Origin of the sequence: Desulfuribacillus stibiiarsenatis (assembly GCF_001742305.1) — a bacterium.
Taxonomy (GTDB): domain Bacteria; phylum Bacillota; class Bacilli; order Desulfuribacillales; family Desulfuribacillaceae; genus Desulfuribacillus_A; species Desulfuribacillus_A stibiiarsenatis.
Window position 1 is genome coordinate 29,163 of sequence record NZ_MJAT01000002.1, and the last position, 26,022, is coordinate 55,184.

Genomic DNA, 26,022 nt, shown 5'->3' on the forward strand with positions numbered 1-26,022 from the left:
GTATGTTTATACAGAAATTATTGCTTTTATCAAAATAATTGATAGCACGAGTATAAGTTAGGAGGCCTTTTATTTATGAACCGATTACTAATTCTTGTTTTCGTATTTTTCATGATTATTGTCAATGGTATCGCGTTTAATGTATTTGACCCTAGTAATCATGCCCATGGAGATGAAACATCTTCCCATGGCAATTCATCAGAACATAGTGAGCAAGACAACCATGAACCTGAAAACAACTCTAATGAGATGATGAACGACCATGAAATGGATAGCATCGATCATGATATGGGGAATGAAAATCATGATATGGAAAATCAAAACCATGACACAAAAAATGAAAACACTGAAGTAACAAAAAAAGAAGAAAAAAAGAAATCCCATTCGGGGCATTAGAAGGGAGAAACATTCATGAGCATTACTGCTGAACAGACTCAACAACTAATTAGTATCAATACATCCCGTTCCTTTATAGATAGAACAGTCGATTATGTCTTATATTTTGCAACATTTGGTGGAATTGCGTTTATTGCGGGAGCGCTAGTTCATGCTTTAACGTTTTCAGTATATAACATGATTCTCCTAGGTATTGGATTGATATTAACTCCATGGAGTATTATTGCTCGAGAAAAAAGGCAGAAGCAAGCGAATCTAACGAAAGCGGATTACGAACGCGTCATTGTTACAATTGCCGTATCGGTAAGTGCAGGATGTATCAGTGGAGGAATCCTTCATTGGCAGGAAAATCCTGCGTTTGGCTTATTTATTGTTATTTCCGGATTTGTCTTTGCTTCGATTGCAACCATGCTTTATGCGACAAAACCACTAAAAGAGACAGTGATTAACTTTTTACTGAGCATTTCTATCTTTTCTGGGATTAGCTTTGTATCTGGAAGTGTAGTACACGCTATGAACGATTGGTTTACAAATTCTTCACTTATTTTTGTAGGTATCATTATGACACCAGTAGCCCTTTTGATTAAAGGGAAATTGTCTGCTCAAGCTAGTAAAACTTCCTTAAAAGATTTTCTGATCCTACTGTTCTTATCATTAGGAATTGGAGCAATTACTGGTGGAGTTATCCATTATGAGATAGATCCTCATTTCTCTAGCATGCTAATTATTGGTGGTTTTCTTTTATCCTATATTTCATCGTTATTTAAAGATAAAGGATCTCTTGTTGACTTGAGATCATAAGGAGCTGAATCGAATGAAATACAAAAAGTTATCTCAACGTATGGTTATTGCCATGCTGATTATACTAGTTATCCCTATGCAAGTGTTTGCAGACGCATCTCATGTCAAAAAAGATCCTATCCTCATCAACGATAATGGTTATGAAATTGAATTATATGTTAATCCTGACCCACTCAAAACGGGAAAAACAAAATTTGAACTGGTCGTTAGGAAAGATCAGGTATTGGTCACTTCTGACCTTCAATTAGAATATGAAATGGATGAAAGTGAACATCAAAAGGACGCTCACGGTGGCCATGGGGATACAGCGGGTCATGATGGACCAATTCATATAGATCTTCCTTATCTTGCGGAACATGAAATGCATTCTGCTGTTGTTGAAATAGACTCAAAAGGTTTATGGAATTTCAATTTATTGGTTGCGCATGGCGATACACATGATACCAATCATACAGCCGATTACGATGAAGTACATTTTCAGTTAGATGTACTCGATGCTGGACCGAATTTAATCTTCCTTGCTATGCTTGGAAATATAATGGCGATAGCGATGGTCTCTTCCACTATGATACAGAAGAAAAAGGAGGCGACTTCACATGAATAAAAATCGTGACCTATTAAAAGGCTGGATTGGTACCTTCATGCGTAGCAAATGGTACCCTGGTGTATTTACCTGGCCAGCAATGATTATCTTCGGAGTCATAATATATCAGACTTTATGGGGCCCGAATTCTGCCCATGATAACTTCGGTTCTGCAATGACTTGGGTTTTATGGTGGCCAATTATCCCTATAGTGTTTATTCTCTTAGGACGTTTCTGGTGTGCCGTATGCCCGTTTGCCACAATTAGTGATTTTGTGCAAAAATATTTCGGTGCAAATTTACCTGTTCCAAGGTTTTTACGAAAATACGGAATTTGGATTATTGATGCACTGTTTATCTTGATTACTTGGGCGGACCATGTGTATGGAATCGTTGGTTCACCTAGAGGTTCTGGATATCTCTTAATGCTATTATTCACCGGGGTAGTCGTTACTGGTATATTCTTTGAGCGCAGAGCTTGGTGCCGTCACTTATGTTTCCTTGGAGGTTTGTCCGGTAACTATTCTCGTGCTGGGATGCTTGAACTGAGAGCAACTCCTGATAAGTGTAAGACCTGTACCACTCAAAGCTGTTACAAGGGTGGAGAACAAGCGCCAGGTTGTCCAATGTTTGAATTCCCTAAGACGATGGATACGAGCGCACAATGTAATCTTTGCGGATATTGTGTGAAAAATTGTCCGAATGATAGCATTACATTAAAAACGAGAAAACCAACCAAAGAATTATGGAATATTCGTAAGCCACACTTACAAGAAGCGTTCCTTGCGATTATCATTATGGGTATCGTATTCGTACAGAATATTACAATGTTAGATATCTGGCCGACGATGCTTACAGCGCTAGAGGGATTCACAGGTACTACGAGCTACTACGTCAACTTTACAATTGCTTTTATGATAGCCATGTCTTTACCTGTGCTGATTATGCTAATTCCAGCGGCCATCGCCTCTAAAGCGGTTCAAGAAGGGATTTGGAAGAACCTAGCACGCTTTGGATATGCGATTATCCCATTAGATTTAGCGGGTCATATAGCTCATAACTTGTTCCACTTATTAGCAGAAGGTTTAGCGATTGTCTATACAGGGTTAGCAATGTTCGGAATTGAGATTGAAGGATCACCCGCTATATTAGATACTGCTGTCATTCAAGTGATGCAATATGGCTTAGTAGTCCTTGGAACAGTAGCTTCTATTTATGCAGTATACCGTATTGCGAAATCTAGCTACCCAGAAGGAACTTCTACGAATAAGCTTGTTATCCCTTATGCAGTCATCATGGTGTTCTTAGGAATCATTAACTTTGTCTTATTCTATCTGCCAATGGCTCATAGAATGTAATGACTTACGATTAGTATTCATAAAATAAAACAAACTCCCTACACTGAGAAGTGGATTTCTCCCCTGGTAGACAGGGGGAGTTCAAATATCAGATAGGGAGTTTTGCTATTTTTCTTTAACGATTCAACAGACTTCCTGTATATCGCAGCAGTTCATTCGCACAAGTGGAGCAATATCCATAATCATCAATTAAGCGCTTTACGACTTCGTTAACTTTTTTAAGCTGTAGTTCATCTGGTGTTTTCGAAGATGTGGTAATCTTCACTACGTCCTTTAAATCTGCAAATAGTTTTTTCTCAATGGCTTCCCTTAGTCGTTCGTGGGAATCGTAGTGAAAGCGTTTTCCTTTGCGAGCGTATGTGGAGATACGAATCATAATCTCTTCCCGGAAGGCACGTTTGGCATTCTCTGATATTCCGATTTGCTCCTCGATCGAACGCATTAACTTCTCATCAGGATCTATTTCTTCACCAGTAATCGGATCGGTAATCTTATGTGTATTGCAATATGCTTCTACATTGTCTAGGTAGTTCTCCATAAGTGTCTTAGCAGACTCTTCGTAGGAATAGACGAACGCCTTCTGTACTTCCTTCTTGGCTAACTCATCGTACTCCTTACGGGCAACGGAGATAAAGTTCAGATAACGATCGCGTTCTTCCTTAGAGATGCTCGGGTGCTGATCTAATCCATCCTTCAAAGCTCGTAGTACATCTAACGCATTAATACACTCCGTGTCACGTTTTATCAAGGCGCTTGAGATGCGATTGATGATGTATCGCGGATCGATACCAGTCATTCCTTCATCAAGCCATTCATTCTGCAATTCCTTGAGGTCCTTATCCTTAAATCCTTCTACGTCTTCTCCATCATAGAGGCGCATTTTCTTGAGTAGATCCATTCCTTGCTTCTTAGACTCCTTAAGACGAGTAAGAATTGTAAAGATTCCAGCAGCTTTTAACGCATGCGGTGCAATATGGATATGGTTGAGGTCACTTTGCTGAATTAACTTCTCATAAATTTTGACTTCATCCGATACTTTTAAATTATAAGGGATTGGCATGACGATCATACGAGACTGTAATGCTTCATTTTTCTTATTGCTGATAAAAGAGCGATATTCCGCTTCATTGGTGTGAGCGATAATCAGTTCATCAGCTGAGATCAGCGCAAATCTTCCTGCTTTGAAATTTCCTTCTTGGGTTAAGCTTAATAAGTGCCAGAGAAACTTCTCGTCGCATTTCAGCATTTCTTGGAACTCCATGAGACCCCGATTTGCCTTATTTAACTCTCCATCAAACCGATACGCCCGAGGATCTGATTCAGAACCATATTCCGATATGGTAGAAAAATCGATGCTCCCTGTTAGGTCAGCAATATCTTGTGACTTCGGATCTGACGGACTAAATGTTCCAACACCTACGCGATTATCTTCAGAGAATACTATTCGTTCCACCGTCATCTTCTCAACATCTCCATCATATTCATCTTGGAGACGAACGCGACAAACAGGGCATAAATTGCCCTCAACCTTAATCCCGTATTCCTTCTCAAAATCTGCACGCAATTCATTCGGTATTAAATGTAGTGGCTCTTCATGCATCGGGCAACCTTTTATCGCATACACAGCACCTTCATCCGTTTTCGTGTATTGTTCAAGTCCTTTTTTCAGCATGGTCACAATTGTCGACTTACCACCACTTACAGGACCCATCAGTAACAATATTCGCTTTCTAACGTCTAAGCGCTTCGCTGCTGAGTGAAAATACTCCTCTACTAAGCGTTCGATAGCTTGTTCAAGGCCAAACATTTCTTTGCTAAAAAATTTGTATTCACTAGTATTAGAGCCTACGTTCATACCTGCATCTGAAATCATATTATATATTCTTGTATGAGCAGTATCTGCCACGTGTGGATTATCCTTTAGAATTTCAAGATACTCTGGGAAAGTGCCCTCCCATTTGAGCTTAGACTCCTGATCACGATAAGATGCAATCTTTTGTAAGATGTTCAACAAGCACCCCTCCTAAAAATTATAAGTTGCCTAGCTTATAATGTACTACTATGTGTATGCGGCTTATAGGGGAATGTTGCTGATTGTCTGATAATATCCAAGCTTAAAATATTTGTAAGCGCAAAAAAACTGCCGAGAATTATTTCTCGACAGTTTGAACTAACTGAAAAATATTTAGATTATAATGTACTGCTTTTCAATCATTACGTTACTAATGATTGTCACAACCGCAATTGTGTTTACTGCTAGCTCCACCACTTGGGCAGCCAATGCATTTGGCGCCTTTTTTCTTTTCAATGACAATCTTTGCGATTGCGGCGCCAACGATTGCTACTATAACAAGAATTACAATTGCATCTGTCATAATACCCTCCTAAGCACTTATGCCTATTGATTGATCTGCCTTTTCGTTACCTTTTATCATAAGATATACAACAGTACCGATGATTCCTCCTACAGCAATTAAGCCTGGTAAGAAGCCAACACCTAAAGCACCTGTTGTTACCAAAGTTCCTAGCTGATACGTCATGAACGCTACGACATAACCCATACCGAATTGGAACGCAACGCCACCCCATAACCACTTTCTATTCTCCATCTCAGAGTTCATAGCACCAATAGCGGCAAAGCACGGTGGTGTAAACAAGTTAAACATTAAGTACGCAAGTGCTGCTACTGAAGTTAATCCCATAACACTCGCAACACTTTCTCCACCAGATAATAGAACGAATTCTTCAGTATCAATAAAGTTCGTGATTCCGTATACTACTGCTAATGTACCAACTACGTTTTCTTTTGCAATAAAGCCAGTAATCGCTGCTGCAGCTAATTGCCATACTCCAAAACCTAATGGTATTAATAAAATAGCAAATGGTGATGCAATACTTGCTAGAATGCTTGAGCTTTCTACACCTTCACTGACAACTTCAAATTGCCAGTTGAACGTTTGCATTAGATGCACTACTGCATTCGTTAGAAGGATGATTGTACCAGCCTTGATAATAAAGGCTTTACCTCTTGAAAGCATCGTGATTACAGCTCTTTTAAGACTTGGTATTCTATATTCTGGTAATTCCATAATAAAGAATGATTTCACATGCGTTTCACCAGTGATTCTAACTACTATGAGAGCCCCTAGAATAATAATAGCAATCCCCAAGAAGTACATACTCGTTCCTACCCACGCAGCATCTTCGAAGAATACTGCTGCAAATAGTGCGATTACAGGTAGCTTTGCACCACATGGCATAAAAGGTGTTAACATTGCAGTTGTTCTTCTTTGTCTTTCATTTTTAATTGTTCTCGTTGCCATAATGCCTGGAATACCACAACCAGTACCAATAATCATAGGGATAATTGATCTACCTGATAGTCCCACTTTTTTGAAGAAACGATCCATAACAACAGCAACACGAGCCATATAACCGCAATCTTCTAATAATGCTAATAAGAAAAATAATACCATGATAAGTGGTAAGAAGCCAAGAACAGCTCCAACACCGCCAATAATACCATCTAATAAGATTGCAGTAAGTACCGGTGATACATCTTCACCAAGCATTCCTTCTGCCCAAGCATATACTTCATCAATCCAACCAACAAGCGTATCTGCAAAAAGTGGTCCTAGATGCGTCTGTGAAATTGAGAAGACTGCATAGATTACTAATGCAAAGATTGGAATGCCCAGCCATTTATGGGCTAATATTCTATCAGCAACATCCTGCTTCGTTTGAACATTACTAATTACTTTTCGATCCTCTACTTTTGCAACAATGCCTTTGACAAAGTCATAACGTTTTTTATCAAATTCATCCACAGATTTTTTGTCTGACATATTCACACCTTTGCTATTAAAAGGCGCCGTTTGAGTCTGACCTTTTACCTCTACTACTTTAGATATAAGTGTTTCTAAACCATTGTCAGTTCCATTGGTTGATACAGTTTCAATAACAGGACAACCCAATAATTCAGATAACTGATTTACATCTATAGCAGTTTGCCTCTTCTTCGTTAAGTCACTCTTATTTAATGCGACAACAACTGGTATTCCTAATTCAAGAAGTTGAGTGGTGAAAAATAAGCTTCTACTTAAATTGGTAGAATCCACAATATTAATAATAGCATCTGGATTCTCATTTTTCACGAAACTACTAGTAATGCTTTCCTCAGAAGTGAACGGAGACATTGAATATGCCCCTGGAAGGTCTACTGCTGTAATCTGGACATTGGAAGTATTAAGATTTTTCTTAATCTCGCCTTCTTTTTTATCAACTGTTACACCAGCCCAGTTCCCTACTTGTTCTGCTTTCCCTGTTAGTGCATTGAATAACGTTGTTTTACCGCTATTCGGGTTTCCTGCTAACGCTACTTTCATGTTTTTCTCCATATCTTCAATACCTACCTCCAAATCTTTCATTTAGTTAGCCACGGCTAACTTCTCCTCGAATAAAGATACTCGAATTTGTAAAACTCTATACAATGTTAACCATAGTTAACTTTGTTTCAAAAAAAATATTAAATAATAATAGCTTCAGCCAAATCTCTATCAATACTATATCTTGCATCCTTTATTGAAATGACATAATTCTCAGAAAGAATAGAGATTATAGTTACTGGTTCTCCTTCGTAACATCCAAGCGTAAACAAGAAACTCTTAAGCTCTTCATCATGTGTCTTAATCCCTTTAATAATATATTCTGTGTTAAGCCTTCCCTGCTCAAGATTCATTACAGGACCACATGGTTGTTCTGTTTTCTCTATAGTTCTAGTCACAGTTCTATCGCTAATAATATTCTCCATTGTTATCCCTCCCAAGTTAGTTATCTATCAATCTTTTATATTGTTTTTTCGTAAGTATCCTTTGATAGCTTCTAGCATCTCATCACTTAACACATGCTCTATTCTACATGCGTTCTCATCCGCTTCTTGCGCTGTTAGCTCAAGAGAATGTTCAAAAAAAAGTGATAACAATCGATGATTCGTATATATTTTCTCGGAGAGCTGTTTACCCTTTTTTGTTAATGTGATCGTTCCGTAGGCTTCCTTATTGACTAATCCTTTGTCTTTAAGAGAATTCATCGCCTTTGTTACACTCGGCTTTGACACACCTAGACGCTCTGCAATTTCTACACTTCGGGCATGACCGTAGTTTTTTTCTAGTAAATGAATGGTTTCTAAATACATTTCCATAGATTCACTGTTACTCATTGTATCACTCCGTTTAACGTCACTTCCACTATAATGGCCTTGTTAAACATTGATCCATTGAATCGTTTCGTTTATTCGATAACGATTCTCAATATATATCATAATATACCATAAATCCGTTTCTAATACAATATATTTTAATAAATTGTTGCACATTAAACGACATTTAGGATATATGTCCTTTTTAAGGATTCACCGAATCCATCTATTTAGCCTCAACCAAAGTTCGAAGAGCCTGGACAGGTGGAACAACCTGTATCTTTAATACCACTGGAACTTACAGGTCCTTTAACATTTGCCTTGAACACAGGAGCCTTCTTCTCACTCCCACATGCTGGACATTTTGCGTTCTGTCTTTCTTCGTAGGAAGCACGAACTTGATACTCATGCTTACAATCTTTACACTGTAAATCAAAAATCGGCATTTCAATTCCACCTTTATCTTCTTTTCTCTAATTCATTTTTCTCTGATTCAATTTTTGATTCAATTTTTGATTCATTTTTCTCTGATTTCATTATATCTCATTACAATATTATAGAAAAATTAAATCAAAAAACCAATCGAAATATTATTTAGGAATCATGGCATACTAATTCTAAATTCATTTACGTATAAGACTGACGTGTATTAGGAGAGTGTATTCTATGGATTGGTTACCGTGGTCACTTGAACGTACAATTGCTCTATTTCTTAGCTTAACGTTTCTATTAATAGGCATACAGGTCACACTGTTTCATTACCGGCAAAACTTCCATCGCTGGGTGATGTGGGGCCCTGTCATATTCGCACCGATTATGTTTGTAGTAGCTGGAGCCTACGCATTAAAACCACAAGAATGGCTATTCTGGCTTTATGTCGGATTATTGGTAATCGGCTTAGCTGATGGACTCATGGGATTCTACTATCATGTGAAAGGCATCGGAAGCCGTGTAGAAGGGTATAAGCTGCGGAATTTCATGATTGGTCCACCGATTATTCTTCCGCTTTTATTTGTCGCTCTATCGACTCTTGGCTTGTTAACAATCTACGAGCAAGTAGTCAATCATTTTCAGCTTATGATTCCATAACGGAGGTGGAGTATGTCTACAGAAACACGGAAAAAATCGCACTATTCTACATATCACGTGATGGAACATCAGGAGTTCTGGGACCCGCATACTCAGGAAATTGTTAAGGGTCGAATAGAGTTCAACTATACCGCCAAGGCCTTAAGTACTTTACAAATGGAAAAATTAAAAAAAATATGTCGTCTCCTAGTAGATGACAATAACGATGAAGTAATGGAGTATGTACTCCAACATATAGATCATACCCTCGCGTCAGAATGTCCAGAAGCACAAAGGGAAGACGGAATTCCTACTATTAAAACGTTACTACTCGATGGCTTAGATCATCTCGATGCCATATCACAGCAATATAATTATCTAGAATTTCTGCAATCCAATGAAGCATCCCAACATGCTACCTTACAAGAAGTCAGTAACGGTACAGGACCTTTACAGGAACAATGGCCAGCCAAAGTTCGGAAAGCCTTCTTCAAAAAACTACTGAGTTTGACAGTCGATGCCTATTACTCTCACCCAAACATTTGGTCTGAAATTGGTTACGGTGGTCCTGCGTATCCACGTGGATATTATCGGACGAATAAAGGGCAACTCGATCCATGGGAACCAAAGCCAGACATCATTATTCCTAAATCATAGTATTCTATCCTGATTTCTATCGATTGAGAGGAGGTATACATGTTGCAATGGAAATATCAAAACCAAGAAGCTGATATTGTAATAGTTGGTGCCGGAGCTGCAGGTGGTGTGCTAGCAAAGGAACTAGCAGAAGCTAACTTTACAGTCGTTGTCATAGAAGCTGGACCAACTAGAGATCCTCAGCACGATTTTGCTTCCGATGAGCTATCGATGCAGCAATTAGCATGGAACGATACACGCATTGTCGCTGGCAACAACCCCTTAACTATGGGACATAATAACTCTGGACGTGGTGTCGGCGGTGGAACCGTACATTTTACTGGCGTTTTCTTGCGTTTTCATGACACGGATTTTCGGATGAAATCACTACATGGCGTTGGAGAAGATTGGCCAATAAGCTATGAAGACTTAGAACCATTTTACGCAAAAGTCGAGAAAGATATTGCCGTGTCAGGTCCTAAGTATTTCCCTTGGGGCAATTTCAACGGTCCATATCCATATCCAGAAAGGGACCCCTTAAGCCCGAATACATATATGTTTATGGATGGCTGTAAGACCTTAGGGATTGTAGCAAGCGTGGCTCCCCTGGCAATTCTGTCTGCCCCTTTTGAAGGCAGACCCCCTTGTATAAACCGTGGGTTCTGTAATCAGGGCTGTATGCCGAATGCAAAATTCAGTACTCTAATTCAACATATACCAAAGGCAATTCTTGCGGGAGCGGTGGTGATAGACGACGCGACTGTCACTGAAGTGATGTCGAATGCAACAGGAAAAGTGACCGGTGTCCGATTCACCCATAACGGTATAGAATATATACAGCGTGCTAAAATCGTTATTTTGTCTGCCTATGCCGTGGAGACACCGCGACTGCTGTTACACTCCGCTACACCACAGCACCCTAATGGGTTAGCCAATAGTAGTGGTTGGGTTGGCAAGGCAATCATGCCGCACAGTAGTCATGATGTATATGCGAAATTCAAGGAAGAGATTCGACTATATAAAGGCACCCCAGTGCTAGCGACTACTCAAGATTTCTACGAAACGAATATTCATCGCGGCTTTATTAGCGGATATTCGCTACACGCTCACGGTGCTAGACCATTAGGAATTGCTGGCGAATTAGCATCACGAGCAAATATTTGGGGTAAACAGCTCCGTGATACGATGCTTGATTATAATCATTATGGTCGTGTTACTATGGTAGGCAACGTCATGCCCGAATACTGTAATGACGTGACTCTATCGGATGAGAAAGATCATCTTGGAGTGCCACGTGCAAAGATCACCTTCAGCTATGGAGAAAACGACTTACGCCTCATTGATCATGCAGTTGAGATGATGAGCAACATCTTAGAGGCTGCAGGTGGAAAGGTTGAATATGTAGTTCCTGATACTGCCCACCTTATGGGTGGATGTCGTATGGGTAGTAATCCATCGAAATCTGTAGTGAATTCTTATTGCCAAAGCCATGACGTGAATAATTTATTTATATGTGACGCTAGCGTGTTCGTCACTTCCACTGGCGCCAACCCGACTGCTACGGTAATGGCTATTGCAGAAAGAACGGCTGAATACATCAAGAATCATGCATCAGATTGCTTGTAACAAAATCGCTGCATAGATATAATAGTTTACAAATAGAATAAGTAGGTAAAGGAGTTGATTTTGTGTCCATGAAAGAATTAGAAATTATTAAAAAAGCTGTTTTAATCGAAAAAGAAGGTTACGAGTTCTACAAAATGGCTGCAGAAAAAGCGACTGAAGAAGATGTGAAGGATGCATTTATGTTCTTAGCGAATGAAGAAAAGGCCCATCTAGATTGGTTAATGTCTTTATATGAGGATATTAAAGCAGATAGAAACATTACACTCGATATTGAAAACTTGAAAGAACCTGATCAACCTAAACGTATATTCACTTGGAAAAACGTATCTCCAGAAAGTGGCTCATTAGCTGTCTCTGTCTTTGGCATCGGTGCTAACATGGAGAAGAACGCCATCGACTTCTATCGAAAAGCAGCCAAAGAATCAGAGATTCCTGAAGCAAAGGCATTATTCGAGAAGCTAGTAGACTGGGAAGCAGAGCATATGGATGAATTCCAGAAGAACTATGATCAACTAAAAGAAGAGTGGTGGGATAAGCAAGGTTTCTCCACTTCGTGATACAACCAAATTAACTAAACAAGAGAACTTGGCATCCATTGTATGTATTGCGGATGCCAAGTTCTCTTGTTTTTAAGCTAATAATTTTATAAAGAAAATACTCTATTTTTGATTTTTAAAATGTAAATTTCTGAATTTCTGAATTTCTAAGCTCTAATAAGTTGCTCTCTATAAGCACTTTAATATCTTCCAACAGGTTCTCTCTCTGCTCTTCCGATAGCTGATCCATTACAATTGGAGGACTGATTTTCACCTTTACGTCAGCAGCTTGAATTCTGACAGGTTGATTCCCTTCTAACATCTTGTAGGTACCATTGATTGTGATAGGCACAATCGGAACGCCACTTTTTTCAGCGAGACGTAGACTACCTTTTTTAAAGACCCCAAGTCCAGAACCTTTACTTCTAGTGCCTTCTGGAAATATGACTAACGAGCTACCCGCTTGTAAAGTTTTTACTGCATCCGCAAGAGCTTTCACAGACTGCCGATTATTACTGCGGTCAATGAATATGCATTCAAAACGTCTCATCCATACGGATAGAAGCGGAATATTCTCTAATTCTTTTTTTGCGATGAAACCTATTGGTTTCTCTAAGCTACTAATTAATAATGGAATATCGAAGTTGCTTTGATGATTACTGATGATTAGACACGGCCCATCTGGAACATGTTCTAACCCTTCCACCTGCACTCTACTACCCGTTGTATGGATTAAGTATTTCGCCCAGCTTCGCGCTACATAACTGAGATATTCCTTCTGCTCTTGGGTCTTCCCTGCTTTTCCTAACCGTTCATAGCGAATCGATTGAAAGAAGGTATACACCATATACAAACTCACTTTTATTGCGTAGGCAATCGTACGAAACATGATATCCTCCTAAATTCCGTATTCCTTCCAACGGTCTGATACTAGCTTCACAATATCTTCCCTTGGGGTCACTTCTTTAGGATACACTGGTTTCATGCGCGCATCAACAATAATTGGTCCACTATATTTAATTTTGTTATGTTGTACCACTGAGTTCGCAAAAATATCACTGGCAGGATTGAAGCGTGTAAAAGTTGTCCATAAGAACGATGTCTGATCCTTTACCACTTCCGTTGCGTCATCCACGATAAATACAGTTACCCAATTTCCTAACTTTTCTTGCTCTTTCACGAGTATCGCTGGCAGGTCTGGGTTCTTCTCAAAGGATTCTCCTGAGACAACAAGACATCCTCGACAGTAAACCTTCACATCATGAATGCCTGGTAGTGTTCCGCCATTGTATTCACGAGCTAACTGACGATGTGGCTGTCCAATTCCCATCATAATTGCCTTGCTACCCTTATTAATTTCTTCTCTACCTGTATAGTCTAAAGTATCCATTGAAGAGTCATTAATAATTAATAAGTCTCTCTCTGGATGGAAACGCTCCAGAACCGCTTCAAATAGTTCCTTGAAGTTTGCTAAATTCACGTTGGCATCTGTCACGACTAAGAATTTCGTTAATGTAAGCTGTCCTTCACCCATGATACGGAATGCATGTCCTAGGGCTTCTTTATAATAGCTTTCTCTCACTACCGCACCAGCCAAGGCATGGAATCCAGCTTCACCGTATGTCCATAACTGACGGACGCCTGACATGACGACTGGGAACATTGGTGACAGTAGGCTTTGTAGATAATCGCCAATGTAGTAATCTTCTTGACGTGGTTTACCAACGATTGTAGCTGGGAAAATTGCATCTTTTCTATGCCATACACGTTCAATATTAAATACTGGGAAATCATGTTGTAATGAGTAATACCCATAATGGTCGCCAAATGGACCCTCAGGTCTGCGAACGTGCGGCGGAACAACTCCACTAAAAGCAAACTCGGCCTCTGCTACTAAGCGATGGTACGAATCATTAGGTTTCGTTAAGTCTAATTTCTCGCCCATTAAGAAAGATGTAAATAATAATTCAGGTACGTTCTCCGGCAGTGGCGCAATCGCGGAGATAATCAGCGCTGGTGGCCCGCCAAGGAACAGTGTTACTGGTAATGCTTGATTCCGAACTTCTGCTTCGTGATGGTGAAATCCACCACCCTTATGTATTTGCCAGTGCATACCGACTTGTTTCGCCTCGTGAATTTGTACACGATACATGCCTAGATTATGTTCTTTCGTTTCTGGATGTTCTGTATATACTAACGGTAACGTAATAAACGGTCCGCCATCCTCTTGCCATCCCGTTAATGCAGGTAATGTCGTCATATCGAAGTTCTCATGGTATGTCTCAAGCACTGATCCTGATGGTTTGACCTTGGAACCGACTTTTGCTAAATCCATGAATAACTCGCGTTCGCCCCATAATGCCTTTACCGTTGGTGGCATAAGCTTCTCTATAGCGCCAATTAAATTCTTTACGATTTGTTCTGGCTTTGGTCCAAAAGCCAACTCTACTCGTCTTACTGTACCGAATAAATTTGTTACAACAGGAAAGTTACTTCCTTTTACGTTTTTGAACAGCAATACTGGGCCGCCATCCTCAATGACGCGTCGATGAATCTCTGGGATTTCAAGATATGGATCGACTAATGCATCAATTTCAACAACATCCTGCTCTTTCTTTAACACGTCTAAAAACGTTCGTAAATTTCTATGCACAATATCACCTCTATATATGTATCATTCGTTACTTCTAACTTGTCTAAAAATTACACCAGCCTATTATATCATAAAAACCCTACTCTTGTTCAATACGCACTTGAAGGACCTCATCTATGCTATAGTAAGATTAAAAAAGTAGCAGACTATCGCTATCGATAAATCTGCTACTTTATATTTTCATATATTGAAAGATGCTGTTTTCATGGAAAATGACGTTTTATTGGATATATTGTAATAGCGATGTTGCAATTGTAAAGTAAATCATCAGACCAATGATATCATTAAATGTTGTGATAAACGGGCCAGATGCAACCGCCGGATCAATATTAAATCGCTCAATAAATAGAGGAATAATCGCTCCTACAATCGTTGCAACACTTAAGGTGCAAAACAGTGAAAAAGCTACAATAAATGCTACAATTAGATTGCCATAAACAATTGGAATAATCACTAACAACGTAACGCCACAAATAGCCCCTAAAATAACACCAGTGCCAAATTCACGCTGTATCAGCTGTCGTAAGCCTGCGCGGTTGACTTCCCCAATTGCTATACTACGAACCATTACAGCAAGGGCTTGTGTACCGGTGTTCCCTGCGGAACCCATAATCATTGGCATAAATCCAGCTAACACGACAGCTTTTTCAATTGTCGCCTCAAATTGACCAATGATTCCCGCAGTAATTAGGCCAAGGAACATCAGCATCAAAATCCAAGGAGCTCGTAATTTCGCCGCTTGTAACGAAGTGATATTCGCATCTACGGAACCCTTGGTTGCAGTAATCTCCCCGAAGTCCTCTGCAATTTCTTCTTCAATAACGTCCATGACGTCGTCTACTGTTACAATCCCGACTAATCTACCATCCTCTTTGACCACTGGAATCGCGATAAAGTCGTATTTTCTTATGATTCTTGCAACTTCCTCTTGGTCAGTCTCAACATTCACAGATACAACGCGCGTACCCATGATGTCTTCAATTCTTTGATTCAACTTTGAGAATATTAAGTCACGTAAGGATAAAACCCCTACTAATTGGTTTAATTCATTCACAACATATAAGTAGTAAATTGTCTCTGCATCAGGTTCGTGCTCGCGCAAATATTCCATCACTTTATCGACTGTATCGGTGGTAAACAACGACACATACTCAGTCGTCATAATTGCCCCTGCAGTATCGGGCTTATATGTCATTAATTCTTGAATTTCCTGCATGTCTTCCGTATCAAGATGATCTATAATATCTTGAGCTTCTTGATCTTCTAATTCTCCAAGGAAGGAAGCAAGATCGTCCGCATACATATTCGTTAATGTTTCTGCGATATACTCTTGGTCTAGCTCTTTCACGATATCCTTTTGCTGATTCAGTTCCATCCCTTGGAAAATCTCAGCAAATTCTTCAGGTGTCAGGTACTCATACACCAAAGTTCTCTGGCTTTCGTGGAAATTATTAAAAATATCGATTTGGTCAGTCGGATGCAATTCTAGGAATAGCTCACGAAACTTTTCTTGATTATGCGCATCGATAGCCTGGATTATGAGACGTGTGTATTCTTCACTTGTTTGTTGATCTAGTTTTACCATGACGATTTCCTCCCTTAGGCAAGGAAACCCATTTCATTAAATACACATTGAAAATTAATTTTAGCAGATAATAACCATTCATTATCAGACATTAATCGTCAACTATATTATAGAGAAACTGGTGTAGAAATGGATTTTCTGCTTATTAGTGTTCCCACAACATGATTGATATGATTCCTATAACTAGGCGAACCACTGTCCACTTCTAATCACCCTTTCTTTTTAATATAATAAATGAGAAAAAACACCCTCAACGAAGGTGTTTAGTCGAGGTTGTTTATAGCCACATCTCAGTTTATATGACATGACAAGCTATGTCAATATGTGGGTTGGGTGATATAATTAATAAATTTTTAAGTGATTATACATGGAGTTACATGGTATCATAGGTTTGAGTTTTCTTGATATCATGCTATATTCTATGAAGTTACATAAGGAGTGTTATTGTGAATTGGATTGAAGCAGTAATTTTAGGGATTGTGCAGGGGATTACAGAGTTTTTGCCAATTTCAAGTTCGGCCCATCTAGTAATCGCACAGGATATGTTCGGTTTATCTGTCCCTGGATTGGCATTTGAAGTTTTCTTACATATTGGTTCTCTTTTAGCTGTTATGATTTATTTTCGCAAAGATATTATACGCTTGCTAAGTGAATTCTTCCAGTTTATTAGAACTAGAGATTGCCGATATCAAGCTTCTTTTATGTTCAGTATCTATATTATCATTGCGACATTTCTCACGGGAGTATTAGGTATCATATTAGAAAAACAAATGGGTGATGCACTTAAGTCGATGACGACAGTTTCTGTTTCTCTATTCATGACAGGTGCATTTCTAGTTTTGATTGAACGTGTAATCAAATACGGGAACCGCAAGGAAGGCAATATGAATTTCTATGATGCGTTCTGGGTCGGTCTTGCCCAAACAGTTGCCATTATTCCAGGCATATCACGCTCAGGGAGTACTCTAGTTGCAGCTTTATGGTGTGGCCTAGAAAAAGAAACTGCCGTACGTTTTTCTTTCCTTCTATCAATTCCTGTGACCCTAGGTTCGATTGTGTTAATGCTACCTGATATGAGTAGTGAGAACTTTAATGCAGGGCTATTCGAATTGACTGCCGCCTTTGTCGCGTCGTTTGTTTTTGCAATCATCGGAATTAAGTGGTTAATCGCGTTTTTACAGAGAAGTAAACTTATCTACTTCGCGTATTATTGCTTTTTAGCAAGTGGATTTGTATTTTTCTTTTTAAGATAACTTTTCAATCAATATTATATATTTCAATATGCATACCCCTATACGTATATAGACTTCTGTAGTATGATGTACTACAAAGGACTACTACGGATAGGGGTGTTTTATTTGGTCTCTGCAACACAATCTTGGATTAAAACGTTATTTATGCTACCGAATCGCAAAATCGTCTTTACAATACCTATAACAATCATCCTTGGAATTCTTGTCGGATCCCAATATGACACGAAATTTTTGAAAGATTATGTTCTAATTGTCTCGATATTAATGGTCTATCCATTGATGATTGGACTTAAGGTAAGTGAAGTGTTTAATTTGAAATACATGAAGTTGCTTAAATTAGCACTGGTGATTAACTTTACTTTTATCCCGTTAGTCGCCTATCTCCTTGGCTGCACGTTTTTGCAGACAGAACCGGACTTATTCGCGGGACTTGCCATAGTAGCGCTTCTCCCAACTGGCAACATGACGATTGCTTTTACAATGCTCGCCAAAGGGAATGTCCCGGCCTCGATTCAATTAACAGTCGTTGGTTTGTTAAGCGGGGCCCTATTAGCGCCTTGGTATTTGCTAGCCATGGTCGGCAAATATGTGCCAGTTGATATTGTCATAATCATGCAGACCATCCTTCTAGTCGTATTCGTACCATTACTAGCAGGGTTAATAACCTATCAACTAATAATGAAAAAGGTCACGGAACAAACCTTCAAAGAAAAAATAAAACCTATACTACCTGGGTTTACAGCGTACGGTATGATTTACATTATATTTACGAGTATTAGTATCAATGCAAACCGCATTTTAGCAGACTGGCATTTATTAGTCGTTGCTATAGGGGTGCTGCTTGCGTTCTATATAATAAATTTCAGTTTCTCCTTATGGTTAGGATATCGGACATTTCCGCGGGAAAATGGCATAACCCTTGTCTATGGCACAGCTCTTCGTAATCTATCGATTGGACTTGGTATTGCTGTTACAGCCTTCGGCGCAAATGCCGCTTTAATGGTCGCTTTATGTTTCTTGTTCCAGCAGCAGTTTGCAATTCTATTGGCGAAGTATCATGGGAAACTGTACGAAGAAAAAGCCAGCAAAACGAATGCAGAATAAAGTGAAGATGAAATTCATATGAAAATTAAATGAATTTATATGAAAATTAAGATAAGGTAATATAAAAGCAAGATGAACGCGAAGATGAAAATGAAGTCGATGAAAATGAAATATTTTTATAAAGAAAAAAAGAGGGACTATCGCAGTCCCTCGAAATTCATTTGTCGTAACGCCTCATAAGTAACAATCGCCACTGCATTGGATAGATTCAAACTGCGTGATTCTTCTCCCATGGGAATTCGGATATTGCGTTCTGGATTCTGAAAGATAAATTCCTCTGGCAAACCCTTCGTCTCTTTCCCGAATAGAATCATATCTCCCGCCTGATATTCTACTTGAGCATAATGATCTTTAGCTTTTGTTGTCGAATAGAACATGCGACGTTGCCCTTCATACTTCTCCATAAAAGCTTGTAAGCTGAGATGTTCCTCGATTTCAACTAGATGCCAATAATCAAGTCCAGCTCTCTTCACCTGTTTCTCATCAATAGAGAATCCCATTGGATGAACTAAATGTAATTTTATATTCGTTGCCGCACAAGTACGCACGATATTCCCTGTATTCTGTGGGATTTCTGGTTCTACTAAGACGATTTCTATAGACAAGATAACTCCTCCAAATTTAATTATAAACGAACAGTGAGCATTTCTTTTGTAATTTTGTTCTTATCTAGGGCAATTACTGTTCTAATATTGTAACACATGTTGCAAGCGAATTTTAACATGTAAAAAGTACTTTTCCAATAGAAATCGATTATGCTATAATACAAAATAAAACTAAGTTGCACTTAATGAAACTTGAGGTGAGAAAATGCCTACCTCCGAAAATCTAAATGCCGATAAAATGACCGTCCGTTCTGTAGAACGAGCACTAGATATTTTATCATCCTTTATCGGTCATGAAAAAAGCCTAACTCTAACGGATATCTCTAACAAAGTGAATCTGCATAAGAGCACTGTGCATCGATTGTTAAATTCCTTAGAGCATCGAGGATTTATCGAGAAAGTGCCTGACCAAGATCGATATCGCTTGGGTATGAAAATCATCGAATTATCTAGCTACGCCGCTCGTTCCAGTGATTTAATTCAAACAGCGATTCCAGAAATGAAAAAGCTCAGGGATGAAATGGGCGAAACCGTCAGCTTATATGTGCGTGATCACGGCGAACGCGTTCGTTTGCACGCCATCGAAAGCACGCAGACTGTTCGTAGAATAGCAATCATCGGTCAACGCATGCCTTTGTATGTGGGTGCCGCAAGTAAAATCCTGATTTCTTATAAGCCTGTCGAGGAACAAGAGAATATCTTCAATAGTTCTTACTGGCCGAAGAAATTCGACATGAAAACCTACCGTGAAAATCTTCAAATTATACGCAATCAAGGGTATGCCACTAGCTTTGAAGAACGCGAAAGTGGTGTCGCAGCTGTTGCCGCTCCCGTATTCTATGAAACTGGGAAAATCGCTGCTGCATTAGCCTTATCTGGACCAATTGATCGGTTCCCAAATGAGCTTTTATCAAACATTGCAAATAAGGTGAAACTATCGGCAAACCATATATCCAATATGCTTGCCTATAACCAAATAACTAGTCACGACACGCGCTTTAGGAATTAGATGTATTAAGGAATTCGATCAATAAACAATAAAATCTTTAGATTAAATAGATTCAATAGAGGAGTGTACTCATGGGACAAAATTTAGCAAGAAAAATTTTAAATGAACACCTCATGGAAGGTGAAATGACCGTTGGCAAAGAAATCGGTATCCGTATTGATCAAACATTAACGCAAGACGCAACTGGTACGATGGCGTACTTACAATTTGAAGCAATGGGCCTACCAAAGGTTATGACAGATCTATCTGTGAGTTATGTAGACCATAACACATTGCAAACAGGCTTTGAAAATGCAGACGACCATCGCTATCTACAAACAGTTGCATCAAAGCACGGAGTATACTTCTCTCGCCCTGGTAACGGAATTAGTCACCAGGTACATGTAGAGCGTTTTGGTATCCCTGGTAAAACCCTACTTGGTTCTGATAGCCATACCCCAACTGGTGGCGGTATTGGTATGATTGCCATCGGTGCAGGTGGTCTGGACGTTGCCGTTGCAATGGGTGGCGGAGCATTCTTCACACCAATGCCAAAAATTCTAAATGTGAAATTAACAGGCAAACTACAGCCTTGGGTTTCTGCTAAGGACGTGATTTTAGAAGTATTACGTCGCTTATCTGTAAAGGGTGGCGTTGGTAGAATCCTAGAATATACAGGTGAAGGTATTAAATCATTAACAGTACCTGAGCGTGCCATTATAACAAACATGGGAGCTGAGCTTGGCGCTACGACTTCCCTATTCCCGAGTGATGAGATTACACTAGAGTTCTTAAAGGCACAAAACCGTGCACAGGATTGGGTGGAACTACTTCCTGATGCTGACGCAACGTATGACGAAGAAATCGAAATCAACTTAAGTGAACTTGTCCCTATGACTGCTAAGCCTCATATGCCAGACAACGTGGATACTATTAAAAATATTGGTCCTATTACTGTCAACCAGGTTGCTATCGGCAGCTGTACAAACGGTTCCTACATGGATTTAATGCGCGTAGCAGCAATCCTGAAAGGTAAGAATGTACACCCTGATGTAAGTCTAGTCGTTGCACCAGGATCGAAGCAAGTATTCGAAATGATTGCAGCTAACGGCGCTTTAGCAGATTTAATCAAAGCAGGTGCGCGTATTCTTGAAGCAGCTTGTGGACCTTGTATCGGTATGGGTCAAGCTCCTCAGACGGATGCTGTGTCTGTCCGAACATTTAACCGTAACTTCGAAGGCCGTAGCGGTACGAAGTCCGCACAAATCTATCTAGCGAGCCCTGAAGTTGCTGCTGCTGCTGCTCTAACAGGTAAGCTAATTGATCCTAGAGAACTTGGCGATTATCCAATCGTTACGATTCCACCAGAGTTCATTATTGATGATAGTATGGTATTAGCTCCTGCAGTTGATTCAAGTACGGTCGAAGTGTTACGTGGACCTAATATCAAGCCAGTACCATTAAATGACGCAATGCCTGAGACAATCGCTGCAGCAGTTGTGTTAAAAGTAGAAGATAACATTACAACAGACCATATCATGCCTGCTGGTGCAAAGATTCTACCATTACGATCAAACATCCCAGCAATATCTGAATACGTATATTGCCAAGTAGATGAAACATACCCTAGTCGTGCAAAGGCTGCTGGTATGTCATTCATCGTTGGTGGACACAATTATGGTCAAGGCTCTAGCCGTGAGCATGCTGCCCTTGCTCCAATGTACTTAGGAGTAAAAGCGGTAATTACGAAATCGTTCGCTCGTATTCATAAAGCAAACTTAGTGAACTTTGGAATTGTGCCATTCACATTCAAAAACGAAGCAGACTACGAAACGATAGATCAGATGGATGAGTTAGAGATTCCAAATATTCGTGAGCAGATGCAAAACGGAACGGAAATTACTGTGAAGAACGTAACGAAAGGAACAGAATTCACGGTCGAGTACGATTTATCTGAACGACAAATCAGTATCCTTCTTGCAGGCGGACAGTTAAACTACACGAAGATGCAAGCCGAAGCGAAGTAGTATTATCTTTGAGCAATTTAAATAAAAATGCACATACAAAAAGAGCCGCCATAGGACATGGTGGCTCTTTTTCTATTTATATTAAGTCCCAGCGATGCTGCCATGCATTCCATTCTTCGCGTAGTGGATGTTTCCCATCGTTCATAATAAGTACGCGCACCTGTTTTATCAGTGTCTGAAAGGACGTAAAGGCAATCATCTGATTCGCTAATGTTGTATACACACATAAGAAGTATGGCCCTTCGTGCTTACTAGTCAGAAAATCGACAGCAGTATCGATGGGTGTATACTTCTTTCTTTTGCCTTCCCATTGATCGATAGTCACAAGTCCCGTTGCCCCTGCTTCTTCGATGAGGTCTTTCAGTTGGTCAATCCTTTTGTAATAGGGTGTTTCTTCTTTAATTCCTAAACGTTTCAACGTCTGCTCATTTTGCGGATAAAGCACTAGCTTGTTGAATCTTCTTTCGTCTGCTATCGCAACTAATTTCTGCATCCCCTGCAATGTCATTCCTTCAAAAGAATCCATCACAAATACTATCCCTTTAAAATCACTATCGTCTGGTGCTTCAAATCCAAATGGAACTTGTATGTTTCTCCTTGCCGCCATAATACAGCACTTCCTTTCATGCTACTATTCCTACCTAATATCCTTGCCACTATTTTATATCTACTACTCTATATCTACTATCCTCTACTTTTAAAACATTTTTATTCTGGCATGCAACAAGTCCTTAAAACGCAGGTGAATTCTTTAGTTGCCGTGACGCATAGACACAATAATTTATTACTGATGTGTTGCTAATGCACAGCTACTTATAAAATTCTGGTATACAAAAAACTGCTATTTCAAAGATTAAACTTTAAAATAGCAGCTTAGAGGACTTCATTAGTTTATGGATGAATAACTTATTAGATATACGAACTACTTATTATGCGACCTACTTAATATACGACTACTTGATATAACTCATGATTTCTTCTTTCGTAGGATACCCCTTTTGAGAAATCAAATTTCCATCTACAAAAACTAGTGGGAGTTGATCTGCACCTTCGTTTTGAAGAATCTCTGCAACCTTCGTGTTATTCATGAATTCAAACGGCTGAGCACTAATCATGAAGCGTTGGACTTCGACCTTATCTGCATAGTTCTTGCTTAATTCTAGAATCGTTTCTTGGAGCCTTAATAGCTTTTCATCAACACTTGGGCCACATACCCCGCTACTACAGCACATTGCTGGGTCATAAATTTGAATCTTGACTTTAGACATCCAATCACCCCTAATTTATCGTATTGCTTTTCTTCATTTCCTTTAGAACTTCATCCACACTTAAATCTGCCGCAGACATTCTCAGTTCGCCATTGATAAACAGCGCTGGCATAGGACGACCTTCTGCTTGTAACTTCTTTATGTCATCATAAAACGGAACAGCCTCTTGTGAGAACACATTAATAAATTTCACACTGGCATCTGCTGATATTTGTTCCTGCGCTAATACGTTCGTCATTTCTGCAACTTCTTCTGGTCCTTGCACCGACGGTGCACACTGTGAGCTAGGGCCTCAACCGCAAGCTGCTGATGATGGGAATCCTATGATAATTGCTTCAATTTTATTGCTACTCATTTTAAATACCTCCGTTAGATGTAATGTTTTTACTATCGAATCGCCGTTTCATGTTTCCTGGTAGTAATCTACTTCCTAGGATAACGCGATTAATTAAATCTCACCATATAAACCTATGGCGGCTTGTTTCAGCATTTCTAGACCTACTACTTCCTTCTCAAACATACTTAATTGCAGTATTTCAGCATCCCCGAAACGTTGTTTCATCTCTTGTAGGTTGCGTTGCTGCAACTCCCAACGGGAATGTAAGAATGGTGTATTACAGTGCTCTAATGGCAGAACAAGGTTCGCTACCACCAGGGATGTGCCAATTTCTACTGTACGCAATTCCTCTGAGGCACGTTGCGCCTCCAAAATTGGCGTAGCCTCTGGGTATACGACAAAAGACATAGAGGTCTGGTTCTGATCGCGCATTTTTGTTAACGCAGTTTCAAATCTCGCTCGAATGACTGCATCCTTATCGGCGATATTCCCCTTTTCCTTGGCATCCATCTTTTTGTTCCAATTGATTGGTAACTCAAGTAAACGCAAAGTATGTCCTGTAGGTGCTGTATCAAAAACGACTACCTCGTATTGATCCTCAAAGCCAACCATATATTGAATGAATTTGTGGAAAGATGCCATCTCTTCTGTACACGGAGAATCCAATTGTTCCGTAAGAACAGCCACCATATCCTCGGAATACTTATCTTTTGCATCTGCGATAATCTCATCACGATACTCTGCAAGGGCTTTTTTCGGATTGATTCGTGTTGCATGAAGGTTATCAATGTGTTCAACCACTGTAATTTGTTCCTCAATTGGCTGCTCGAATACATTGCTTAAGTGAGATGCTGGGTCAGTCGTCACTAGTAGCGTTTTTCTACCTTTTAACGCGGACCATACAGCTGTTGCGCAAGCAATTGACGTTTTCCCTACTCCGCCTTTACCAGCGAATAACATGACTCGCTGTTTATGCCCTTGGGCAGGTAACACGATATGTGTTGCATCAGGATTACTGATAATATGTTTCTTCCCTTGTTCTGTTGTCTCCCCATTTGCTTTTTGGAAAATAGGATCTACATATTGCGCATCATATAGAATTTTGCCCAATCGAAGTAAAGCGTCTTTGCCGCGAATTTCTACATTTAGCAGTGGAACCTTTTTAATAAGGATATCCAATTCCTTTTCCGTAGCTTCTAAATATCGTTGCTGCATTTCACTACGTTTCTTAAAGAATGGGCTACTATGAACTTCTGGTGGCAATATACCGTTAATGATTAACTGGCTCGGAATAATACCAATTCGCTTTAATTCTTCACTCGACCGCTTCATTTCATTTAATGGCGTAGCTTCCGGGTGAGCAACGAACACGAAAGTCGTAATATCTTGATCTCGCATCAATGAAATCGCACGTTCATACTTCTCCCGTGCCCCTTGTAATAATTGTACTGGACCCATGCAGGTCTGGCCACTTCCTTGCTCCGCTTCCTTAATATGTTTCGCCCAATCAATAGGCAATTCTAGCATTCTCAGTGTATGTCCCGTTGGTGCGGTATCAAAGATAATTACATCAAAATCGGAAGATTCCATAAAATCAATGAATCGATCAAAGGATGCAATCTCTTCTGTGCACGGAGAATTCAATTCTTCCTCTACCACATCAAGAATCTGCGGTGGGAGGATTTGACGCATCGGTTCCAATGTGCGATTACGGTACTCGACTGTCGCCTGTACTGGGTCAATCTCCATTGCTGAAAGGTTCGTAATCTCTGAAATTTCAGTGATTTTATGACCGATAGGTTGCATAAATACATCTGCTACATTGGACGCTGGGTCAGTCGTTACAAGTAGTGTCTTCTTGCCTAGGTTTGCATAATATACTGCCGTTGCTGAAGCTGTGGATGTCTTCCCTACTCCACCTTTACCAGAAAAGAAGAAAAACTTTGTCTTTGGAGCTGTCATATATATCCTCCTCAGTGTTTCTTACACTCTATCTTTTGCA

The 26,022-nt window shown here is 39.6% G+C and carries 26 protein-coding genes; 12 read left to right on the top strand and 14 right to left on the bottom strand.

Annotation, left to right across the window (positions count from 1 at the left end; genetic code table 11):
* Positions 1-75 precede the first annotated feature (75 nt).
* From BHU72_RS02020 to BHU72_RS02035, 4 genes are read left to right on the top strand one after another with little or no spacing between them, the layout of a single operon-like run.
* Positions 76-396 (top strand): hypothetical protein, encoded by a 321-nt coding sequence (locus BHU72_RS02020; protein ID WP_069700965.1) that lies wholly within the window; start codon positions 76-78, stop codon positions 394-396.
* Between the two features lie 15 nt (positions 397-411).
* Positions 412-1,197, top strand: coding sequence for a hypothetical protein (locus tag BHU72_RS02025; protein ID WP_069700966.1), 786 nt, complete (start codon positions 412-414; stop codon positions 1,195-1,197).
* Between the two features lie 13 nt (positions 1,198-1,210).
* Positions 1,211-1,801 (top strand): hypothetical protein, encoded by a 591-nt coding sequence (locus tag BHU72_RS02030; protein WP_069700967.1) that lies wholly within the window; start codon positions 1,211-1,213, stop codon positions 1,799-1,801.
* Positions 1,794-3,137: a 4Fe-4S binding protein gene (locus BHU72_RS02035; protein WP_069700968.1), complete on the top strand. Its 1,344-nt coding sequence runs from the start codon at positions 1,794-1,796 to the stop codon at positions 3,135-3,137. The genes BHU72_RS02030 and BHU72_RS02035 overlap by 8 nt, the downstream gene beginning before the upstream one ends.
* A gap of 115 nt (positions 3,138-3,252) precedes the next feature.
* Here BHU72_RS02035 and BHU72_RS02040 read toward each other — a convergent pair whose 3' ends face one another.
* From BHU72_RS02040 to BHU72_RS02060, 6 genes are all read right to left on the bottom strand, one after another.
* Positions 3,253-5,148, bottom strand: a complete 1,896-nt coding sequence (locus BHU72_RS02040; protein WP_069700969.1) for a PrkA family serine protein kinase — start codon at positions 5,146-5,148, stop codon at positions 3,253-3,255.
* A 211-nt stretch (positions 5,149-5,359) separates the two neighbouring features.
* Positions 5,360-5,512: a FeoB-associated Cys-rich membrane protein gene (locus BHU72_RS15565; protein ID WP_141709226.1), complete on the bottom strand. Its 153-nt coding sequence runs from the start codon at positions 5,510-5,512 to the stop codon at positions 5,360-5,362.
* Positions 5,513-5,521: 9 nt separating this feature from the next.
* Complete coding sequence (feoB, locus tag BHU72_RS02045) at positions 5,522-7,522, bottom strand: ferrous iron transporter B (RefSeq protein ID WP_069701048.1); 2,001 nt, start codon at positions 7,520-7,522, stop codon at positions 5,522-5,524.
* Between the two features lie 140 nt (positions 7,523-7,662).
* A complete protein-coding gene (locus BHU72_RS02050) occupies positions 7,663-7,875 on the bottom strand; it encodes a FeoA family protein (protein ID WP_069701049.1) in 213 nt (70 codons plus the stop codon).
* Between the two features lie 99 nt (positions 7,876-7,974).
* The gene (locus tag BHU72_RS02055; protein ID WP_069700970.1) at positions 7,975-8,355 is read right to left on the bottom strand and encodes a metal-dependent transcriptional regulator; all 381 of its coding nucleotides are present in this window, start codon (positions 8,353-8,355) and stop codon (positions 7,975-7,977) included.
* Between the two features lie 215 nt (positions 8,356-8,570).
* Positions 8,571-8,780 carry a zinc ribbon domain-containing protein gene (locus BHU72_RS02060; protein WP_069700971.1) on the bottom strand — a complete coding sequence of 70 codons (210 nt, stop codon included), beginning with the start codon at positions 8,778-8,780 and terminating at the stop codon, positions 8,571-8,573.
* Between the two features lie 220 nt (positions 8,781-9,000).
* On the opposite strand from BHU72_RS02060, the gene BHU72_RS02065 reads away from it, so the two are divergent.
* The 4 genes from BHU72_RS02065 to BHU72_RS02080 all read left to right on the top strand — a co-directional run bounded on the left by BHU72_RS02065 (position 9,001) and on the right by BHU72_RS02080 (position 12,221).
* A complete protein-coding gene (locus tag BHU72_RS02065; RefSeq protein WP_069700972.1) occupies positions 9,001-9,423 on the top strand; it encodes a hypothetical protein in 423 nt (140 codons plus the stop codon).
* Between the two features lie 12 nt (positions 9,424-9,435).
* On the top strand, positions 9,436-10,059 hold the full coding sequence (locus tag BHU72_RS02070; RefSeq protein ID WP_069700973.1) for a gluconate 2-dehydrogenase subunit 3 family protein: 624 nt from the start codon (positions 9,436-9,438) through the stop codon (positions 10,057-10,059).
* A 39-nt stretch (positions 10,060-10,098) separates the two neighbouring features.
* A complete protein-coding gene (locus tag BHU72_RS02075) occupies positions 10,099-11,664 on the top strand; it encodes a GMC family oxidoreductase (protein ID WP_176720377.1) in 1,566 nt (521 codons plus the stop codon).
* Positions 11,665-11,732: 68 nt separating this feature from the next.
* Positions 11,733-12,221 carry a ferritin-like domain-containing protein gene (locus BHU72_RS02080; protein WP_245671836.1) on the top strand — a complete coding sequence of 163 codons (489 nt, stop codon included), beginning with the start codon at positions 11,733-11,735 and terminating at the stop codon, positions 12,219-12,221.
* A 115-nt stretch (positions 12,222-12,336) separates the two neighbouring features.
* On the opposite strand, the gene BHU72_RS02085 is transcribed toward BHU72_RS02080, so the two are convergent.
* From BHU72_RS02085 to mgtE, 3 genes are all read right to left on the bottom strand, one after another.
* Positions 12,337-13,089, bottom strand: a complete 753-nt coding sequence (locus BHU72_RS02085) for a lysophospholipid acyltransferase family protein (RefSeq protein ID WP_069700975.1) — start codon at positions 13,087-13,089, stop codon at positions 12,337-12,339.
* Between the two features lie 9 nt (positions 13,090-13,098).
* On the bottom strand, positions 13,099-14,853 hold the full coding sequence (locus tag BHU72_RS02090) for a UbiD family decarboxylase (RefSeq protein ID WP_069700976.1): 1,755 nt from the start codon (positions 14,851-14,853) through the stop codon (positions 13,099-13,101).
* Between the two features lie 220 nt (positions 14,854-15,073).
* Positions 15,074-16,438, bottom strand: coding sequence for a magnesium transporter (gene mgtE, locus BHU72_RS02095; protein ID WP_069700977.1), 1,365 nt, complete (start codon positions 16,436-16,438; stop codon positions 15,074-15,076).
* Between the two features lie 446 nt (positions 16,439-16,884).
* Between mgtE and uppP the strand changes: the two genes are divergently transcribed.
* A complete protein-coding gene (gene uppP, locus BHU72_RS02100) occupies positions 16,885-17,691 on the top strand; it encodes an undecaprenyl-diphosphatase UppP (protein ID WP_069700978.1) in 807 nt (268 codons plus the stop codon).
* 105 nt (positions 17,692-17,796) lie between these two features.
* Complete coding sequence (locus tag BHU72_RS02105; protein WP_245671835.1) at positions 17,797-18,795, top strand: arsenic resistance protein; 999 nt, start codon at positions 17,797-17,799, stop codon at positions 18,793-18,795.
* A 137-nt stretch (positions 18,796-18,932) separates the two neighbouring features.
* Here the strand turns inward: BHU72_RS02105 and trmL are convergent, their stop codons facing one another.
* Positions 18,933-19,394, bottom strand: a complete 462-nt coding sequence (gene trmL / locus BHU72_RS02110) for a tRNA (uridine(34)/cytosine(34)/5-carboxymethylaminomethyluridine(34)-2'-O)-methyltransferase TrmL (protein WP_069701052.1) — start codon at positions 19,392-19,394, stop codon at positions 18,933-18,935.
* 211 nt (positions 19,395-19,605) lie between these two features.
* On the opposite strand from trmL, the gene BHU72_RS02115 reads away from it, so the two are divergent.
* Together BHU72_RS02115 and BHU72_RS02120 are read left to right on the top strand one after the other, a co-directional pair.
* Complete coding sequence (locus tag BHU72_RS02115) at positions 19,606-20,409, top strand: IclR family transcriptional regulator (RefSeq protein WP_069700979.1); 804 nt, start codon at positions 19,606-19,608, stop codon at positions 20,407-20,409.
* 71 nt (positions 20,410-20,480) lie between these two features.
* On the top strand, positions 20,481-22,415 hold the full coding sequence (locus BHU72_RS02120; protein WP_069700980.1) for an aconitate hydratase: 1,935 nt from the start codon (positions 20,481-20,483) through the stop codon (positions 22,413-22,415).
* A 76-nt stretch (positions 22,416-22,491) separates the two neighbouring features.
* On the opposite strand, the gene BHU72_RS02125 is transcribed toward BHU72_RS02120, so the two are convergent.
* The 4 genes from BHU72_RS02125 to BHU72_RS02140 form a co-directional block, all read right to left on the bottom strand.
* On the bottom strand, positions 22,492-23,022 hold the full coding sequence (locus BHU72_RS02125; protein ID WP_069700981.1) for a hypothetical protein: 531 nt from the start codon (positions 23,020-23,022) through the stop codon (positions 22,492-22,494).
* 346 nt (positions 23,023-23,368) lie between these two features.
* Positions 23,369-23,683, bottom strand: coding sequence for an arsenite efflux transporter metallochaperone ArsD (arsD, locus tag BHU72_RS02130; protein ID WP_069700982.1), 315 nt, complete (start codon positions 23,681-23,683; stop codon positions 23,369-23,371).
* Positions 23,684-23,693: 10 nt separating this feature from the next.
* The gene (locus BHU72_RS02135; RefSeq protein WP_069700983.1) at positions 23,694-23,948 is read right to left on the bottom strand and encodes an SGNH/GDSL hydrolase family protein; all 255 of its coding nucleotides are present in this window, start codon (positions 23,946-23,948) and stop codon (positions 23,694-23,696) included.
* A 183-nt stretch (positions 23,949-24,131) separates the two neighbouring features.
* On the bottom strand, positions 24,132-25,982 hold the full coding sequence (locus BHU72_RS02140) for a TRC40/GET3/ArsA family transport-energizing ATPase (protein ID WP_069700984.1): 1,851 nt from the start codon (positions 25,980-25,982) through the stop codon (positions 24,132-24,134).
* Positions 25,983-26,022: the final 40 nt, after the last annotated feature.